Below are 16807 nucleotides of genomic sequence, written 5' to 3' on the forward strand. Positions count from 1 at the left end.
AAATTTCCCACAAAAACAGCAGAGGTAAAGCTGATGCGTAAACTTATTATAGCACTGACGGCAACGATTATTGCGGTTTCCTGTGCCAAACAGCCCCCGAAAGAGATTCCCGCCGAAGTAAGCATGAAAAAAGGCATGCAGTATTTTGAGCGCAAAAAGTATAAAGACGCGGCTGAGCAGTTTGAAGCTGCCATAAGAAACGCCGCTGACCCGGATCTGGCGGGTAATGCACAGATTTTCCTTGCTGATAGCCATTTCCTTTCCAAGGATTATGAACTTGCCATCCCCAGTTATGAGACTTACCTGCGCATATATCCTTATTCGTCCGATGCTCCGAGGGCTAAGCTGAGGCTTGGGCTTTGCTATTACAGGCAGATAGGCGCACCGGACAGGGATATAAAAAATGCCGAGGAGGCTCTGCGTATTTTCAGTGAGCTGAGGAACGAGAACCCCGGCTACGCGAAGGAGTATGAACTTGCGGACAAAATACGTGAGCTCAGAGGGCTTATGGGCAGGCGTGAGCTTCTCATTGCGAAGTTTTATCTCCGTACCGACAAGGAACGCCCCGCAGTTAAAAGGCTCCAGTATATTGTGGAAAACTACCCCGATACGGATGTTTACCCTGAGAGCCTGACAATGCTCGGTGATTATTACGGAAATAAAGACGGTTACGAGGCGGAAGCCATAAAATATTACAGAGCGCTCATAAGGGAGTTTCCGAACACCAAGTATTCATCGGGCATAACTTCGAAGCTTTCAAAACTGCTGGCGAAAATAACCGATAATCTTGGGACTATGGAGAATAATTAGATGATTGATATTAAATATATAACTGCCAATCCTGAACTGGTCAGGGAAAAAACAGCCAAAAGGGGCGCAGAGTTCGACTTTGATACCCTGATCAGGCTGGATGATGAAAGAAAGAAGCTTATTTTTGAGGTCGAAGAGCTTAAAAAGAAAAAGAACGACTTTTCCAAGTCATTCCCGCTTATAAAGAAACAGGGCGGCGATGTTGAAGCTGCACAGAAGGAAATGAAGCAGGTATCAGAGCGCATATCCGAAATGGACAAAGAGCTTGATGCCATTCAGGAAAAGCAGAAGGCTATGCTGCTTACGCTGCCGAACCTTGTGGATGATTCACTCCCTGTCGGCAAAAGTGAGGAGGACAATGTTCTCTACCGTGAGTGGGGGGCGAAGCCTTCCCTTGATTTTGAAGCAAAGGCGCACTGGGACATAGCGGAAAGCCTTAAGCTTGTGGATTTCGAGCGCGGCACGAAGGTTGCCGGAGCCCGTTTCTCCGCTTATACAGGCATGGGAGCGAAGCTTGAGAGAGCGCTCATCAACTTCATGCTGGACACCCAGTCCTCAAGGGGCTACACGGAGGTTATGACACCTTTCCTTGTGAATGCCGCATCCATGACCGGAACAGGTCAGCTTCCGAAGTTTGAGGAGGACGCGTTCAAGTGCGAGCGTGACGGTCTGTACCTTATCCCCACTGCGGAAGTACCCGTGACAAACCTTTATGCGGGCGAAATTCTCGATGAATCAGCCCTGCCCATAAAACACTGCGCATATTCACCCTGCTTCCGCCGGGAGGCAGGTTCACACGGAAAAGACGTGCGCGGACTTATCCGCCAGCACCAGTTCAACAAGGTAGAGCTTGTGAAGCTTGTCAGGCCGGAGGACGGATGGCATGAGCTTGAGCTTCTGCTCCGCGATGCGGAGAATATTCTCCAGCTTCTGGGAATCCACTACAGAGTAATGACCCTTTCCACGGGCGATATTGGCTTTGCATCTGCGAAAACTTATGACATTGAGGTTTGGCTGCCCGGTCAGAACTGCTACCGTGAAATATCCTCATGCAGCTGCTTCACTGATTTTCAGGCACGCAGGGCAAACATACGCTTCCGCAAGCAGGGGGACAAAAGGCTTGATTTCGTCTACACGCTCAACGGCTCAGGCCTTGCAGTGGGCAGAACATTCCTCGCCGTGCTGGAGAACTATCAGCTTCCGGACGGACGGGTGCGTGTGCCAGATGTTCTCCGCCCATACCTCGGCGGAGCGGAGATAATAGGCTGATGGCGGTTCTGAAAATACTTGCTTCGCCTATCAGCGGCGATTACTCACAGCTTCCGGCCTATGTGCTTGATGAAATTAAGAATGCGGATCTCATAATAGGCGAGGAGCGCAAAACTACTCTGCGTTTCCTTGCCGCTGTCGGCTGCCGGGGGTACGAACACAGGCTTCTGAACGAACATTCCACAGATGCGGAGAAGAAGGAGCTTATAGAAACCGTAACCTCCGCAGGGACAGTTGTTCTCTTCTCCGATGCCGGCACACCCTGCATAGCTGATCCCGGTTATGACTTTGTGGATATGTGCATAAACGCAGGTGTCGAGGTGCGTTCGCTGAATGCGGTTTCAGCCATAACCGCCGCCCTTTCCGTCAGCGGGTTTTACGCAGAGAGCTTCCTTTTTGCAGGCTTTCCGCCGAAGGATAAGCAGGAGCGCGCCAAGTTTTTCAACCACATGAAAAACACCAAGCAGACAGCGGTTATTTTCGAGCGCCCCTACGCCCTCGTCCGCACGCTGGAGGAGCTCAAGGGCATAGGCAAAAAGCTCTCCCTCTCCGTCAGCCTCTCCGCGCCGGATGAAAAAAACTACAGAGGAACCGCCACCGACATCCTCAATATGCTCCCCGAAGGGCTCAAGGCTCCCTTTGCAGTCGTTCTTGAGGGAAAAGGGTAGGAAATCCTCTCCAATTGTTTCCCGTGAAACATTTTTATTATTATCTTTGAAAAAATCTGTTTTAGTCTTATAATATGCAGTTCAGGGCGCGGGTTGATCCCCGCCTCCGTCATTCTGAGGCTTCCGCCGAAGAATCTCTTTTGCTCAGGATGACGCAGTAATTAACAACTCCAAGGAAGGGGCTGCGCCGTGCGGAGCGGAGAAACCCGCAATAAAAACGTAAGTAACAGAATCTAATATATATTTAAGAATCATAAGGAGAATTTCGCATGAACATTCAGATGATGATGAAGCAGGCGCAGAAGATGCAGAAAAAGATCGAGGAAGCTCAGGCCGAGGCGGCGCAGGAGGTTGTGGAGGCCTCAGCGGGCGGCGGCATGGTAAGCGTTCAGGTGAACGGAAAGAATCAGGTTCTGGGCATCAAGATCGAAAAAGAGGTTGTGGACCCCGAAGACATTGAAATGCTTCAGGATCTTATTGTTGCTGCCGTTAATGAAGGCATGAACAAGGCACAGGAAAAAATGCAGGAAAAACTTTCCAAGATAACGGGAAATCTGGGTATTAATCTACCCGGAATGTTCTAAGGCGTTTGTTGCCCGTATTGCGGCATGATAAAGAACAGAGTATTTGAAAACTGCCTTAATGAGCTTTCCCGTCTGCCCGGAATCGGGCGGAAAACAGCGGGACGCCTTGCCCTCCATGTGCTTAAAATGAAGCAGGAGGACGTGAAGCGTCTTGCGGAAAGCATTGTATACCTTAAGGAAAAAACCGTCTTTTGCTCAGTCTGCGGCGGTATATCCGAGGCTCCGGTCTGCTCGGTCTGTGAGGATCGCTACCGTGTGCGCTCTCAGATATGCGTTGTGGAGGAACCGAAGGATATTTTCATCATAGAAAACACAGGGAGCTACAGAGGGCTTTACCACGTTCTGGGCGGGAAGATTTCACCGCTGGACGGAATAGGGCCGGATGAGCTGCGCATAGCCTCCCTTATGGAAAGGCTTGAGAGCGGCGAGGTGACGGAAGTCATCATGGCCACGAACCCTGATGTGGAAGGGGAAACCACGGCTATTTACATTGCCCGTCTCCTGAAGCGTTTTCCCGAAGTTAGCGTGACGAAAATAGCAAGCGGAGTCCCCATCGGCTCTAATCTTGAGCATACGGACGAGGTAACACTGCTGAAGGCTCTGGAGGGCAGAATCAGGCTTTAAGGTGAGCTGATTTATGTCCAGAGAGATAATAATAAATTCCACGGTAAACGAATGCCGTGTGGCTGTGCTGGAAAACGGAAGCACGGCGGAGATATTCATAGAACGTGCCCACAGCAAAAATGTTGCGGGCAACATATACAAAGGCAGGGTGGTAAAGGTGCTTCCGGGCATTCAGTCCGCCTTTGTCGATATAGGCTTAAGCAAGGCCGCCTTCCTTCCCGTTGCGGATATTTATGTGGAAAACGGGGACAAGGTGGCGTTCTTCGAAAAAAGCGTGGACGGTTCCATCGAGTTTGACGATCTCGAAACGGAGCGCCGCGTTCAGGAATTTCCCCCCATTCAGGATCTTCTGCGCGAAGGGCAGGAGATAATAGTTCAGGTTGCCAAGGAAGCCATAGGGCAGAAAGGCGCCCGCCTGACCACGCATATCACCGTTCCCGGCCGCTACATTGTGCTTATGCCCGGCTATGAGCATGTGGGTGTTTCCCGCAAGATAGAGCAGGACGAGGAGCGTGAACGCCTCCGCCAGATACTGAAAGAGATAAAACCCAAGGGTATGGGGCTCATAGCCCGCACTGTTTCCGCGGAACGCAGCTATGAGGAGATAAAGAGCGACCTTGAGTACCTGCTGCGCCTCTGGACGAAGATTCAGGAGCGCATGAGCCGCAGTGTTGCGCCTACACTCGTTTATGAGGATCATGACCTTATATTCCGCATCCTCCGTGACGTGGTTAATGAAAAGGTCAGCCGCATCATCATAGACAACAAGGCGGACTACCTGAAAATGAAGACCTTCCTGCGGGAATATATGCCCGATCTCCATGTGGAGGTTGCCCTGTACGAGCACGAGCTTCCGGTTTTTGATCACTACAACATAGAGATAGAAATCAACCGCATACTGGACAAAAAGGTCTGGCTGAAATCCGGCGGATATATCGTAATCGATCAGGCGGAAGCACTCACAGTGATCGATGTGAACACCGGGCGTTTTGTGGGTAAGCGCAACTTTGAGGAGACTATACTCAAAACCAACCTCGAAGCCGCGAAAGAGATAGCGTGGCAGCTTCGTCTGCGCAATATCGGCGGCATAATCATAGTGGATTTTATAGACATGAGCAGGGATGAGAACAAGGAGAAGGTTCTTGTCTCTCTGGAGGCAGAACTCAAGGGGGACAGGGCTAAATGCTCCGTGGTGAATATATCGCCCCTCGGACTTGTGGAAGTCACCAGAAAGCGTGTGCAGGAAAGCCTCACAAGGACGCTCAGCGAACCCTGCCCTTATTGCGAAGGGCGCGGAATAGTGAAGTCAAAGCTTACCGTGTGCTACGACATACTGCGGGAGATCCGCCGTATAGCGCCCTATTTCAAGAACAAAAAGATACTGGTTGAGGCGCACCCCGATGTGGTTGATCTGATACTCAACGATGAAAAGGAAAGCCTGGACGAAATAGAACTTATGATGAGTGTGACCATAGAGGTAAACCCCAGCGAGGATTTCCACATAGAGCATTATGATGTGGTTCCCGTGAGCAAGGAATAAACTGCCTGAGAGCAGGAGAATTTATAAATGTATGACAGAAAAGACGCTTTCTACAGGAAAGCAAAGAAGGAAGGCTACAAATCCCGCGCGGCGTACAAACTTATGGAGCTTAATAAGAAGTACGCGCTCTACAATCCCAACAGCCGCATTCTGGACGCTGGCTGTGCTCCCGGCGGCTGGAGTCAGGTTGTGCTGGAGACAGTGAAGAAACAGCCTGTGGTAGGCGTGGATCTCATTCAGGTTGAGGGGATGGGGCATCCGAACTTCCACTTTGTTTTAGGCGATCTGACGGATAATGAGGTTCTGCTCAGGGTGCTTTCCATATGCCCTGAGTTTGACACAGTGCTTTCTGACGCTGCTCCTAATACTTCCGGAGCGAAGCTTCTTGACCATGTGAACAGCTGCGAGCTTGTGAAGATAATTTTTGCATTTACAAAGAAAGTGCTGAGGAAAAACGGCAACTTCTGCTTCAAGCTTTTTGAGGGTGAGGACACTCAGGAGCTTTTGAAGGATGTCCGCAAATTCTTCAGCATGGTGAAGGTGATAAGGCCGGAGGCAACCAGAAAAAACTCATTTGAGATATATGTTGTTTGCAAGGGCTACACCGGAGAAAAAGAATAGAGCGAACTTTACGTGCCTGAATCGGATCAGAATGGTATAATACTCCATGACGAGGTGAAACATGGAAGCCATTCAGACCATTATTACCCGCAGATCAGTTAATTTTTTCGATCCCTCCTTCAGAATGCAGGATAAAGAGATTGCGGAGCTCCTTGAGCTTGCCGCTCTCGCTCCGTCTTCTTACAACATACAGCCTTGGGAGGTTGTGGTTGTTCGTTCGCCGGAACGCAAAAAGGTTCTGCGGGAGTGCGCTTTTAACCAGCCCAAAGTCGAGGAAGCCTCCGCAGTGCTGATAGTTATCGGCAATACAGACTCAGTGGAGGAGAACCTGGATGATGTGGTGCGTGACCTTGTGGAAAAGGGCTACGCAGATGAGAAAGCAGCCGAAGGGGTCAAGAAAACCGCAGGTGGCTTCTACGGCCTGCCTGAGAGTGAGCGGAGGAAGATTTTTGCCGCGAAGAATGCCGGGCTTTTTGCCATGAACTTTATGCTGGCAGCAGAAGGAAACGGCTATGTCACTCATCCTATGGACGGGTTTGATGAGGCGAAGATAAAGGAAGCCTTCGGCATAAACACCGGAAAAGTGGTTCCCATGCTCATAGCTGTGGGAAGGTTTAAGGACGGAGCATCGCTGCCGGACAGGAAGATGAGGTTCTCTCCAGAGAGGTTTGCAAGGTTTGAGTAACTTTGTTGACAGGTTTGATGCCTGATATAAAACCGGCGTTCAGCTTGTTTTAAACTGATAGTGGAATGAATCGCACCAGTGTAAAGCATAAGTAAATGTAAATGGTCAGACATCTGAGCCATTTTTAAAAATATTTTGGGCTGTATGTTGTTCGTAATTAAATATAAAAGCGGCTCCTCGTTACGAAGCTAATTATTTAATTGTTGACAAATGCGCTAAATGATGATTTTACATACCGAAACGGTAGTAATAACAGCTATTACGTTTTTTAATTTGTGCAATCATCGTTAGTTTTTTCATTGGAGGACGTGTACTATGCCCAGACCATTAAAACCCCGCACCATAGGTGTTGTGCCGGAAATTTGTCATTTCAAACCGAGGGGAGTTCCGGCCAAGAAGCTGAAAACTGTAGGGATCACACTTGACGAGTTTGAAGCAATCAGGCTCGCGGATTATGAAGGACTCTCCCACGAGGAAGCCGCCGTGCTTATGAACGTTTCACGCCCCACTTTCAGCAGGCTTGTTGAAAAAGCCAGAGTGAAGGTGGCGGGATTTCTTGTGAACGGAAACCAGCTTGTTATTGACGGCGGAAACATTGAATTCGATCCTGACAGGGCATGCGTGAAATGCAAGGAAAACATGCCTGAAAAACGCATGGAACGCAGAAAGCGCTCATGCGGCATAATCACAGGATGCGTAGAAGAGGAGACAGAACTGACGGATGCGCAGGTCTGAAAGAGAGATAAAAGATTATAAATTATTGGAAAATCTGCTGAAGCAGGGTGAAGTGATTCACCTTGCTCTGGCTGATGCCCCCTACCCTTACCTTGTAACCGTGAATTACGGTTATGAGGATGACGCGCTTTATTTCCACTGCGCGTCAGAGGGGCGCAAAATAGATTTACTCAGGAAAAACCCAAAGGTTTTCTTTCAGCTTATTCTGAAAAATGAGCTGGTCAAAGCTGAAACCGCATGCAGATGGACAACGAAGTTTACGTCAGTGTGCGGTGAGGCAGAGGCGGTTATTCTGGAAAGCCATGCGGAAAAGCGCAAGGCACTCCGCATAATAATGAGCCACTACGGCATGCCCGATGCAGAGTTTACCGAGAACATGACCAGAACCGTTCTCACCGTGAAGCTCAACCTGGTTTCACTCTCAGGGAAAAGCAACGCAGAGTAAGGCTGGCGGTCTATAAAAAGGCTTTCAGCCCTTCATACCTGCCCATGACATTTTCAGCATGGCGCATCCATCTTCCGGGTATTGCCCCGCTTCCGTAAATTGCACCTGCCAGAGCGCCTGTTACAGCGCCTATGGTGTCCGCATCGCCTCCTATGTTCACAGCTTTCAGAAGCGCCTCCTCAAACGAGGCCGACTCCATATTCAGCCAGACGGCAGTCTCAAGTGTGGTGACGCAGTAAGGGGTTGTCTGGTAGACTTCAGGCTCCAGAAAAATATCTTTCAGGTCGTCCATAAGGCCTTCAAACTCATCCCGCAGCATCATCACTGCCTGTTCCGGTTCAAAGCCTGTGATAAGTTTCTTGAGAAGCAGGTTATAGATAACGTTTGTGAATTTGGCGATGGGGTGGGCGTGTGTAACTGAGCAGGAGAGCCCGGAGGCATCAATGAGGTTTTTGTCAGTGGAGTTGATATACCAAGCGGTTATGACTGAGGAGCGCATCAGCGCACCGTTTCCGTTTGATTCCCGGTCAGCGGGGGGGATGCCGGTGGTGAGGGCTTCCCGTGTGGTGCGGCCTATGTCAAATGCTTCACCGGCGGGAGTGTACTCGCCTTCTGTGAACCATTTCATGTAGTGTCTGCGTTCGTTTTCCGAGCTGACGCACCCTTTCTCAAGGAGGCTTTCCGCGAGGGCAGTCAGCATGGAGGTGTCATCCGTCCAGCTTCCTGCGGGCAGTCCGTATAAGCCGCCGCCTGTTATCTCCTTCTGGTACTTTCCCTTAAGCTGAACAGGGCGCACAGGCAGAAGCATTCCGGGACCTGACATCTGGGTGAGTCCGAGCATGTCGCCTATGATATTGCCCGCTATCATCCCTTTGATGCGGTCTTTGAAGTCATCTTCGGTTTCCCTGAGCGCATGCAGGGTCTTAGGTGAGTGCAGACAGTCCGAAACGTTTTCGAAGTTTTCTTCCATAGGCAGGCCTAATCCTTTATTTCTATTTTATCTCCGTGCAGTTTTATCCTTCTGCCGCTGTAAAGCCCGGCAAAGCGGACTCCGGCGTAGAGCGGTGTTTCAGTGCGTATGCAGTACTCGGTGAGGTATGAGAAGAGCGGTGCGGTGTCTGTGACCACTGCGCGGCATCCGTCCAGCATGGGGAGCAGAGCGGGGGGAAGATTGCGCACAAGGGCAATATCCGTCAGTCTGTCATCAAGGCGCACCGGGGCATAACCAATGCCCTCGAAGTCCTTATGGCAGAATGACAGGCACGCAATCTCAGTCTGCTTTCTGGCAAGCATCTTTTTCACTATGGAGGCAGTGTCCGCTATGTCTTTCTCGTAAATATCGTAAGGTACAAACTGTGCAGCACTGCGTTCACCCTGCCACTTCTTGAACCAGAGGGTGACTGGTATGTTTCCGTAATATTCATCGTTGTAGAAATTTTTCAGATCTGTGAGATCAAAGGCGAACGCATCCATGGGGTTTTTGATCAGCCTCCCCTCCGTCATTTCACTGCCGAAGGAAAGAACAAGGCTGTGCAGGCTGGCTGAAACACTGAAAAGCGCCTCTGTCAGGCTGTCCCTGAGATCAAGGCATGCATGCAGAGTCCGCACGGTTTTGCGGAGCTTGTCCTTGCTCAGCAGAAAACGCTTTGCAGCGGGCAGAGCGGCAAACAGGGAGTCGAAATCCGCTGATTTGAAGCTCCGGCTTATCTCCGCTTTCATGGGCGGATAAAGCGGATCAAGAAACGGAGGCATCTCAAGCGGGGAGCCGATGAGCGATTTATCCCGCGTGAGGTAGGCAAACCGCAGCAGAGTTTCAAAGTCCTTGAGCATGGAGAAGCCTTCGGTGAGGCTCTCCCATGTTTTCATCTGGACGAGCTGCATTGTCATGGCGCAGAGAGCTAAAAATTCAGTAAAATCGTCAGAGAAAAGGAGCTCCCTGTTGATCTCTTTTGACTTTATATCCTCAATGCCCTCTTTTATCTCTTCATCATTAATGGCAAAAATTTTCAGGTTAGGCTGCTTAAAGGAAGATCTGGTGTTCTTAACATAAATCCACGGGGCATAATTAAGCAGATAATAATCCTGCGTTGTGCCGGCTGTGGTGCAGATATTTTCGATGTTTGAAGTGTTGATAAACGGTTTGCCGCATATACATGCGAGGGACGGACTTGCGGATTTAACATTAACGCTTATCATCAGCGGGTTAAAGAGATCAGGAACAGTCTTCGCCAGTGAAAGGGCAAAGGGGGAAAGTGTTTCGGGAAAATATCCGCCCGTCATGCCGCGTCCGTAAAGGGTTTTTTCGGATACGCCTTCATGCTGGGAAAGTGTGTACTCCACAGAGGACAAAGCAGCGGGAACCTGCGGAATCCGCCTGTCGTACAGGTGCTTATCCGCCGGTTTTATCTCCTCAGCGCTGAAAACAAAGCGCTGATCGTCACCTGAATAAAAAACACCGAGGCGAACGGGGATCTCAAGCCCCTTTTCAACATTAACAGCAGTTTCAGCCAGCTTAACCATCCGGGCGGGCTCTATGTTCGGCTCGCCTTCTATGAGCCTTACAAAGTCCTTATAAACACCCTTAAGCAGTACGGCTCTGAAATCACCGCAGGTGAGCCCCACAAGGCCTGCGTTATCCGCAAACACTGTTTCAAGCCAAACGGTGACGGTTTCGGCGGGCATATCGTATTTTTTGCCGTCAAAGGTGAAATCACCCTTTTCCGATGGATTTATCACTTTTATGCCGAGTTCTTCTACTTTTTTAAGCATATCTTTCATAAACGAATTATCCTTTTACAGCGCCTCTTCGTCAAGGTGATTATTTGCTGTTAAAAGATGTTGCAGAGTTCAGCCTAAAACGGATAATATGAACTTGGAGAACATAATGAAAGTTTTGATAATAAACGGAAGCCCCCGCTCAGGCGGGAACTGTGCGTGGCTTTCAGAACAGCTTGCTGAAAAATACAGTGGCGAGGACTGCGAAGTAATTGCCCTGAGGGAACTGAAATTTTCCAACTGCGGCGGCTGCGAAAACTGCCGCACAGGCGAAGGAATCTGCGAAACCGAGGATGACCTCAAAGCCGTTCTGCCTAAGCTCCTTGAGGCTGATCTTATCATTCTCTCCTCCCCTAATTATTATGCGGCTGTCTCAGGCATCTGCAAAACCTTCATAGACAGATGGGTTTGCCTCAAGAAAAGGGCGGGAGTTCCGCAGTTCCGCCCGGAGCAGAAACTGTTTTTCATATTTGTTCAGGGCGCGGGGAACCGCGGTCACGGCGAGCCCGCCGTGGAATGGGCAAAGAAGGTGTTCTCCCATTACGGGCTCAGGTTTTACGGCATGGTAGTACCTAACTGCGCCGCAGACTCAAGGGACGGCATAAGGCTCAAAATGGATGAAATCCGCATGAGCCTCAGCATGTTCCTTTAACACACCGGCCACGAGGAAGTCCGCCTGAAGGGGATAGTTGATTGGCGGTTTTCTTAACAGATATAATGTAACGGAGGTTTTATAAATGGCTGTTTCTTACAGAGAATTAGGCCTTGTGAACACAAGGGAAATGTTCAAAAAAGCTATGGACGGCAAATACGCCGTGCCCGCCTACAACTTCAACAACCTTGAGCAGCTTCAGGCGATTGTCACCGCCTGCGTGCAGACCAAATCACCCCTGATACTTCAGGTTTCCAAAGGAGCAAGGGAATATGCGAACGCCACCATGCTCCGCTATATGGCCATGGGTGCAACCGCCCTCGCCAAGGAGATGGGCTGCGAAATACCCATCGCCCTTCACCTTGACCACGGCGACACCTTTGAAACATGCAAGGACTGCGTGGACTTCGGTTTTTCATCAGTAATGATAGACGGCAGCCACCACTCCTTTGAGGAGAACATAGCCGTTACTAAAAAGGTTGTGGAATATGCGCACCAGTTTGATGTAACCGTTGAAGGCGAGCTCGGCGTTCTGGCAGGTATCGAGGATGATGTCTCCTCTGAAAAATCGCACTACACCAACCCTGACGAGGTGGAGGAGTTTGTTAAGAGAACAGGCGTTGACTCCCTTGCCATATCCATAGGAACATCACACGGAGCCTATAAATTCAAGGTCAAACCCGGCGAATCCGTGCCCCCTCTCCGTTTTGATATACTTGAGGAGTGCGAAAAACGCCTTCCCGGCTTTCCCATAGTTCTTCACGGCGCTTCCTCTGTTGTGCCTAAATATGTGGAGATAATAAATAACTACGGCGGCAAGCTGGACGGTGCGGTGGGAATCCCTGAGGAACAGCTCAGAAAAGCCGCCGAAAGTGCAGTATGCAAAATCAACATAGACAGTGACGGAAGACTGGCGTTTACAGCAATGATAAGGGAGACTCTCGCGAAGCACCCCACTGAGTTTGACCCCAGAAAATATCTTAAACCCGCAAGAACAGAGCTCATAGAGCTTTACAAGCATAAAAACCTAAACGTTCTCGGCTCAGCCGGCAAAGCGTAAGGAACTAAGCACTGAGCCCTCCTGAAATCAATGCGGGAGGGCTTATTTATTTCCGGAGTAATTCTGATTTCGGTTCAAGTATAAGGCTGAAACTGTTGGCGTTCCCCATTGGCGGTCTGCGGCTGATTATACGGTACTCACCTCTCACAGCATCCTCCACAAAGCGGTAAAGCTCTCTGGCATCGTATCTGTCGCTGCCTGTCACTGCTATCACCCTTTCCGCACGGTCATATTCCACACGGCAGTATGGTATATTAAGCTCAAGGTGCTTCTTTTTGGGGATGAACGGCGAGGCGTAATCATTGATGTATGTGGTAATAAGAGCCAGTTCACTGTCTGCGGCGGTTTCGATGAGGTGCGGAATGCGCACTCCGAAATAATGGGTATATGCCAGACAGGCAAGGCTGACGGAGAGGACAAACGCAAGGGAATTGAAATCAGGCTCAAAAGGCATGAGTCCGCTTATCAGGGCAAAGCCGGAGAAGCCGCAGAATACATACGAGGATATTTTCAGCCGGATAATCCTGCGCGAGATTATCTCGGAAAACATCGCCAGCATTCCGTACAGCCCGGCTATGAGAAATAAAGTCCTGAGCGCAATCAGCGCCAAGGTTCCGCCGTAATCATAAAACATAAATATCCTTCCGAATAAGCAATAATGCATATATCGGTATTAATGTTTTTAATATTAGTCTTTATTTGGGAAAGTTCCAGTGAATTTTACCCTGAATTAAAAAAGGGGGCGGAATGCCCCCCTCGAACTGCGTATGCTAGTTTTCAAAATCTATGTGGATTTTTATTTTTCCTGTGAGAGCATTCACAAGGTTTTCCCTGTCCTGCGGTTTTTCGTAAATCTGGTCAATGTCTTTTGTACCGTTCTGGAAATTGCTGAGCAAAAGGTTAGGCTGCTGAACCAGAGGTGTTCTCGTTTCAGAAAGGGCTGTCCTGTCAGTGAATCCATCGGTTTCATCCTCATAGTCTATGTCGGTCTCCGGCTGGTCGCGGGTTACGTTCATCTCCTCGCTGTCCTGCCTGATAAGGACTGACTGACCGGGGTTAAGCCGTACCGCCTGTCCGGGAACATCAAGCCTGCTGACTTCCACCACGCCCTCATTAACCGTAACTCTGGTGAGTTCTGGCAGAACATCGATGCGGAATCCGGTTCCTTTCACCCCTATGATCGATGTTGTGGTCTTAACCTTAAAATCACCGCTGGCATCCTCGGCCTTTGCTATGTCGAAGAGTACGCGCCCTTTCTGTATATTTGCGTTGTATTCCTTATTGCGCTCAATGCCGTTGATTTTCAGTCTGCTTCTTTCGTAAATCTTAATGCTGGAGCCGTCTACGAAGGAAACCTCTGCGTAGCTTTTTCTTTTGGTGCGGATAAGGTCATCGGTGAGGAACTCCGCACCTGCTTTGGCTGCCTTGCCCACCACCTGCTGCTCTTTCAGCACTTCCACTTTTCCGTTGACGAGTTTTATCTCTCCCGCTTTTTCCGCGGCATAAACAGGCAGCGCAAGGAGAAAGACCGTAAGTAATATGACTGTTGATTTCATCCTGTGCTCCTTAATAGAAATAGCTCACGCCCATGTCAAAGACGTGTTTTTTATAGTCGTTCATATTATCGTTGGAATCGTTAAGGCTGAACCTGTAGCCTAAGTTGAGGTAGTGCCTCTCAAGAAATTTGTAAAAGACAGTGGCAGATGCGCTGTGGTATCTGTCTTCCCGCCCGCCGTTTTTGTAGTCGTAATATATAGTGCCGTAGTCAAGCTGGAGGGTGGTGTCCTTCATAACCTGCCCTGTGTATGTGAATTTAAGTTCTCCGGCGGTAACTTCCCTGTATTTTCCGTCAGTGTTTTCAGTGCTGAGGTGGCCTTCTGCGCTTGCCATGTGGACTTTGCTGAAAATTCTGGAAACTCCCAGACCGCCTTTGTACTCAGTTCCGTCCCTGTTGTAGTCTTCGGGGGTTGTTATGTCATAGTCCCTGAAAGTAACGGAAACAGGCACATAAAACCGCCAGTCGTTCATGAAGTATGTGCCTCTGGCTTCCATGGTTAAGGTGTCTGAGTATTTTTCGCCGTCCATGTAAGTGAGGGCGTAGCTGACATAAGGGAGTGTAAGCTCGAAGTCGTCGTATCTTTTGATGAATCCGGCGTACAGCTTGTGAGCCTGAGCGTTGTATTCGGAAACGCTGTGGTTCCATGATTTGTAGTTGAGAAGCCCGGTCTCTATTCTGTCATAGAGAATATTATAGAAGTTCAGCTTAAAGTCTGCGAATATATATGTTCTGAAACTGTCTTCCTCGGAGAAGCTGTCCACCTTGTCCTCATCAACCGAGGTTACGTTGGTGTCATACTGCTCACCGACTGCGATTACAGCGCCGAAGAGCTTTTTCTGTTTCTCAAGCTCCTGCTTCTTCTGTCCGGCAAAGTTCGGTGAGGTGGCTGCCATAGCTTCGTATGCCTTTTCGGCGCATCCGAAGCGTTTCTGAGCAGCGCACATTTCGGCTATCATGTAATTGGTGTTGTTGTATGTCTCGGTTCCGGGCCCGCTGGTTACACTTCTGAAATTCTTGAAAGCTGTCTGCGTGTTCCCTTTTTTCAGCTCAAGCACACCCCTGCGGTATGTGTAGCGGTCATCCTTAACGCGCGCATCCTCAAGGGCAGCCTCAGCTTTTTCGAGGTTACCGGTGTTTATGTATATGTCTGCAATGCGGTAGTCTACATTAGGGTCAGGATCTTTTGTTGTTTTGTATTTAAGGAAATATTTGAGTGCTGATTCAAGCTCGCCTGTTCCGTAATAGGCTATGCCTTTGTTTAAATACACATCCGGCCAGTGGAGGTCTTTTTTCTCTTCCCTGCTCATCAGGTAGATAACTTCCTCAAAATCCTCCGCTGCGGTAAGCCTGCCTGCTGCTGCGTATCCTTTGGCAAGCTGTCCGCTGTCAAAAAAGCAGAGGGCGAGGTAGAAATCCTGTGATATGCCTTCTTTTTCGGCCAGAAGGGAGAGCTCTGCCGTCATATTGTCACACTGCCCGGCTGCAATTTTTTTAAACACTGGAGCGTAGTTTTCCGGATTGCCGCCGGATATGGGATAATCATAAGCTGACGCGGCAGAAGCGCAAAGAAATATTGCCGCCGCAAAAACGGTTGTCCTGATACTCATGAAATGTTCCTCCGGGGGAATTAAATTTCTTAAAAGCTTTGTGAAAAAACTAATTAAGTTTAATGCTCCCCTTCACTTTTGTAAAGGCAATCAGAGCTTTTTAGCCCTGAAATGCCCGTTGATGATGAAGCCTATCCCCGCAAGCACCATGAGAATACTCACAAGGTGCGGAGCGCGGAGCATGCCGAGCATCAGGTCATCCGCACGGAAGAATGTGACAGCAGCACGTATTATTCCGTATGCGATGAGGTATCCGCCCACGATTCTGCCTGTGCCTATGTTGGAGTCCTTTCTCCACATAATAAACAGAACAACAAAGCCGATGAAGTTGAGGAACATTTCATAAAAGAAAGTGGGATGAACGGGCAGAGTGCCGAAATCACGCCATGCTGCCGCGCCGAATTTATTGGTGAAGCTTATGCCCCAAGGGAAATACTCTTTGATGTAATACACTTTGTCCATGAAGGCAACGGCAAGTCCGTCCGGCGACTGCGCGGCGATCTCCTTCAGGCGGGAGACACTTTCCGGGTTGTTGTTCAGCCCTGCCGTTTTCAGCACCTGTGCCCAGAACTCAGGGAAAACGTTCTCCCCGCGGAAGATGATTGAAGGGGGCGTAAGAGTGGGTACGCCGTGCGCCTCGCCGTTGGCGAAGTTGCCGAACCTGCCCAGCCCCTGACTGAGAAGAAGCCAGGGGAAAATGATGTCGCCCATTTTGAAAGGGCTGATTTTTTTATACAGACAGAAGCCTATGGCGGCTATGAAGCCCGCTATCAGTCCGCCGTGTATGGCAAGCCCGCCGTGCCAGATTGCGATCATCTCAAAAAAGCTGCCGCCGTAATAGTCCCAGCGGAAAAGAACATAATATATCCTTGCGCCTATCAGAGAGAACAGGAAAGTGAAGAGGATGAAGTTCTCCATCTCCTCCGATTTTATGCCTAGTTTGGCAGCCTTTCTGCGGGAGAAATATATGGTGAGCAGCAGACCGATGATGTACATCAGGCTGTATATTCTGAGCTCGAAAAAGCCGATTTTGAAAAGATAAGGGAACATTCTGCAGGTCTCCTTGTGCGCAGTTTCTGAGAACCGTCACTTGCTTTTAAGCCTGTTTTAAGTTTTTTTAACTTCTTAGTAAAGCGTTAAGGGGCAAGTTAAAAAAAATTTGTACATAAATACC

The 16807-nt window shown here is 49.4% G+C and carries 19 protein-coding genes; 12 read left to right on the forward strand and 7 right to left on the reverse strand.

Going from position 1 to position 16807, the window contains the following annotated elements; all coding sequences use genetic code 11:
• The first annotated feature begins 33 nt into the window (after positions 1–33).
• From OSQ85_RS01440 to rsmI, 3 genes are read left to right on the forward strand one after another with little or no spacing between them, the layout of a single operon-like run.
• Complete coding sequence (locus tag OSQ85_RS01440) at positions 34–810, forward strand: outer membrane protein assembly factor BamD (protein WP_265820867.1); 777 nt, start codon at positions 34–36, stop codon at positions 808–810.
• On the forward strand, positions 811–2079 hold the full coding sequence (serS, locus tag OSQ85_RS01445) for a serine--tRNA ligase (RefSeq protein ID WP_265820868.1): 1269 nt from the start codon (positions 811–813) through the stop codon (positions 2077–2079).
• The gene (gene rsmI, locus OSQ85_RS01450) at positions 2079–2747 is read left to right on the forward strand and encodes a 16S rRNA (cytidine(1402)-2'-O)-methyltransferase (protein WP_265820869.1); all 669 of its coding nucleotides are present in this window, start codon (positions 2079–2081) and stop codon (positions 2745–2747) included. The genes serS and rsmI overlap by 1 nt, the downstream gene beginning before the upstream one ends.
• Here rsmI and cas5 read toward each other — a convergent pair.
• On the reverse strand, positions 2660–2860 hold the full coding sequence (gene cas5, locus OSQ85_RS14105; protein ID WP_407649282.1) for a CRISPR-associated protein Cas5: 201 nt from the start codon (positions 2858–2860) through the stop codon (positions 2660–2662). The two genes, rsmI and cas5, sit on opposite strands and share 88 nt — an antisense overlap.
• 156 nt (positions 2861–3016) lie before the next feature.
• Here cas5 and OSQ85_RS01455 point away from each other — a divergent pair, with 156 nt between their 5' ends.
• From OSQ85_RS01455 to OSQ85_RS01485, 7 genes are all read left to right on the forward strand, one after another.
• The gene (locus OSQ85_RS01455) at positions 3017–3331 is read left to right on the forward strand and encodes a YbaB/EbfC family nucleoid-associated protein (RefSeq protein WP_265820870.1); all 315 of its coding nucleotides are present in this window, start codon (positions 3017–3019) and stop codon (positions 3329–3331) included.
• Positions 3332–3355: 24 nt separating this feature from the next.
• Positions 3356–3955, forward strand: a complete 600-nt coding sequence (gene recR / locus OSQ85_RS01460; protein WP_265820871.1) for a recombination mediator RecR — start codon at positions 3356–3358, stop codon at positions 3953–3955.
• A 13-nt stretch (positions 3956–3968) separates the two neighbouring features.
• Positions 3969–5495, forward strand: a complete 1527-nt coding sequence (locus OSQ85_RS01465; RefSeq protein ID WP_265820872.1) for an Rne/Rng family ribonuclease — start codon at positions 3969–3971, stop codon at positions 5493–5495.
• A gap of 27 nt (positions 5496–5522) precedes the next feature.
• Positions 5523–6116, forward strand: coding sequence for an RlmE family RNA methyltransferase (locus OSQ85_RS01470; protein ID WP_265820873.1), 594 nt, complete (start codon positions 5523–5525; stop codon positions 6114–6116).
• A gap of 61 nt (positions 6117–6177) precedes the next feature.
• A complete protein-coding gene (locus tag OSQ85_RS01475; RefSeq protein WP_265820874.1) occupies positions 6178–6801 on the forward strand; it encodes a nitroreductase family protein in 624 nt (207 codons plus the stop codon).
• 315 nt (positions 6802–7116) lie between these two features.
• A complete protein-coding gene (locus OSQ85_RS01480) occupies positions 7117–7536 on the forward strand; it encodes a DUF134 domain-containing protein (protein WP_265820875.1) in 420 nt (139 codons plus the stop codon).
• Positions 7523–7981 carry a pyridoxamine 5'-phosphate oxidase family protein gene (locus OSQ85_RS01485; protein WP_265820876.1) on the forward strand — a complete coding sequence of 153 codons (459 nt, stop codon included), beginning with the start codon at positions 7523–7525 and terminating at the stop codon, positions 7979–7981. The genes OSQ85_RS01480 and OSQ85_RS01485 overlap by 14 nt, the downstream gene beginning before the upstream one ends.
• A 10-nt stretch (positions 7982–7991) precedes the next feature.
• Here the strand turns inward: OSQ85_RS01485 and OSQ85_RS01490 are convergent, their stop codons facing one another.
• Together OSQ85_RS01490 and OSQ85_RS01495 are read right to left on the reverse strand one after the other, a co-directional pair.
• Positions 7992–8951, reverse strand: coding sequence for an ADP-ribosylglycohydrolase family protein (locus OSQ85_RS01490; protein ID WP_265820877.1), 960 nt, complete (start codon positions 8949–8951; stop codon positions 7992–7994).
• Between the two features lie 8 nt (positions 8952–8959).
• Positions 8960–10759 carry a hypothetical protein gene (locus OSQ85_RS01495; protein WP_265820878.1) on the reverse strand — a complete coding sequence of 600 codons (1800 nt, stop codon included), beginning with the start codon at positions 10757–10759 and terminating at the stop codon, positions 8960–8962.
• A gap of 106 nt (positions 10760–10865) precedes the next feature.
• Here OSQ85_RS01495 and OSQ85_RS01500 point away from each other — a divergent pair, with 106 nt between their 5' ends.
• Both OSQ85_RS01500 and OSQ85_RS01505 read left to right on the forward strand, forming a co-directional pair.
• Positions 10866–11408, forward strand: coding sequence for a flavodoxin family protein (locus tag OSQ85_RS01500; RefSeq protein ID WP_265820879.1), 543 nt, complete (start codon positions 10866–10868; stop codon positions 11406–11408).
• Positions 11409–11493: 85 nt separating this feature from the next.
• The gene (locus OSQ85_RS01505; protein WP_265820880.1) at positions 11494–12468 is read left to right on the forward strand and encodes a class II fructose-bisphosphate aldolase; all 975 of its coding nucleotides are present in this window, start codon (positions 11494–11496) and stop codon (positions 12466–12468) included.
• Between the two features lie 46 nt (positions 12469–12514).
• Here the strand turns inward: OSQ85_RS01505 and OSQ85_RS01510 are convergent, their stop codons facing one another.
• From OSQ85_RS01510 to lgt, 4 genes are all read right to left on the reverse strand, one after another.
• Positions 12515–13102 carry a hypothetical protein gene (locus tag OSQ85_RS01510; RefSeq protein WP_265820881.1) on the reverse strand — a complete coding sequence of 196 codons (588 nt, stop codon included), beginning with the start codon at positions 13100–13102 and terminating at the stop codon, positions 12515–12517.
• Between the two features lie 136 nt (positions 13103–13238).
• Positions 13239–14024, reverse strand: a complete 786-nt coding sequence (locus OSQ85_RS01515) for a FecR family protein (RefSeq protein ID WP_265820882.1) — start codon at positions 14022–14024, stop codon at positions 13239–13241.
• 10 nt (positions 14025–14034) lie between these two features.
• Positions 14035–15633, reverse strand: a complete 1599-nt coding sequence (locus OSQ85_RS01520; protein ID WP_265820883.1) for an outer membrane beta-barrel protein — start codon at positions 15631–15633, stop codon at positions 14035–14037.
• A 90-nt stretch (positions 15634–15723) separates the two neighbouring features.
• Positions 15724–16683, reverse strand: coding sequence for a prolipoprotein diacylglyceryl transferase (gene lgt / locus OSQ85_RS01525; RefSeq protein ID WP_265820884.1), 960 nt, complete (start codon positions 16681–16683; stop codon positions 15724–15726).
• Positions 16684–16807: the final 124 nt, after the last annotated feature.

The organism is Geovibrio ferrireducens (genome assembly GCF_026226615.1).
Taxonomy (GTDB): Bacteria; Chrysiogenota; Deferribacteres; order Deferribacterales; family Geovibrionaceae; genus Geovibrio; species Geovibrio ferrireducens.

Bases quoted from the DNA above. Each gene is read 5' to 3' on its own strand.
- OSQ85_RS01465 (WP_265820872.1), top strand. From the start codon at position 3,969: ATGTCCAGAGAGATAATAATAAATTCCACGGTAAACGAATGCCGTGTG.
- OSQ85_RS01510 (WP_265820881.1), bottom strand. From the start codon at position 13,102: ATGTTTTATGATTACGGCGGAACCTTGGCGCTGATTGCGCTCAGGACT.
- OSQ85_RS01440 (WP_265820867.1), top strand. From the start codon at position 34: ATGCGTAAACTTATTATAGCACTGACGGCAACGATTATTGCGGTTTCC.
- OSQ85_RS01485 (WP_265820876.1), top strand. From the start codon at position 7,523: ATGCGCAGGTCTGAAAGAGAGATAAAAGATTATAAATTATTGGAAAAT.
- OSQ85_RS01520 (WP_265820883.1), bottom strand. From the start codon at position 15,633: ATGAGTATCAGGACAACCGTTTTTGCGGCGGCAATATTTCTTTGCGCT.
- OSQ85_RS01505 (WP_265820880.1), top strand. From the start codon at position 11,494: ATGGCTGTTTCTTACAGAGAATTAGGCCTTGTGAACACAAGGGAAATG.
- OSQ85_RS01490 (WP_265820877.1), bottom strand. From the start codon at position 8,951: ATGGAAGAAAACTTCGAAAACGTTTCGGACTGTCTGCACTCACCTAAG.
- OSQ85_RS01480 (WP_265820875.1), top strand. From the start codon at position 7,117: ATGCCCAGACCATTAAAACCCCGCACCATAGGTGTTGTGCCGGAAATT.
- OSQ85_RS01515 (WP_265820882.1), bottom strand. From the start codon at position 14,024: ATGAAATCAACAGTCATATTACTTACGGTCTTTCTCCTTGCGCTGCCT.
- OSQ85_RS01470 (WP_265820873.1), top strand. From the start codon at position 5,523: ATGTATGACAGAAAAGACGCTTTCTACAGGAAAGCAAAGAAGGAAGGC.
- OSQ85_RS01495 (WP_265820878.1), bottom strand. From the start codon at position 10,759: ATGAAAGATATGCTTAAAAAAGTAGAAGAACTCGGCATAAAAGTGATA.
- cas5 (WP_407649282.1), bottom strand. From the start codon at position 2,860: ATGACGGAGGCGGGGATCAACCCGCGCCCTGAACTGCATATTATAAGA.
- rsmI (WP_265820869.1), top strand. From the start codon at position 2,079: ATGGCGGTTCTGAAAATACTTGCTTCGCCTATCAGCGGCGATTACTCA.
- OSQ85_RS01500 (WP_265820879.1), top strand. From the start codon at position 10,866: ATGAAAGTTTTGATAATAAACGGAAGCCCCCGCTCAGGCGGGAACTGT.
- recR (WP_265820871.1), top strand. From the start codon at position 3,356: ATGATAAAGAACAGAGTATTTGAAAACTGCCTTAATGAGCTTTCCCGT.
- serS (WP_265820868.1), top strand. From the start codon at position 811: ATGATTGATATTAAATATATAACTGCCAATCCTGAACTGGTCAGGGAA.
- lgt (WP_265820884.1), bottom strand. From the start codon at position 16,683: ATGTTCCCTTATCTTTTCAAAATCGGCTTTTTCGAGCTCAGAATATAC.
- OSQ85_RS01475 (WP_265820874.1), top strand. From the start codon at position 6,178: ATGGAAGCCATTCAGACCATTATTACCCGCAGATCAGTTAATTTTTTC.
- OSQ85_RS01455 (WP_265820870.1), top strand. From the start codon at position 3,017: ATGAACATTCAGATGATGATGAAGCAGGCGCAGAAGATGCAGAAAAAG.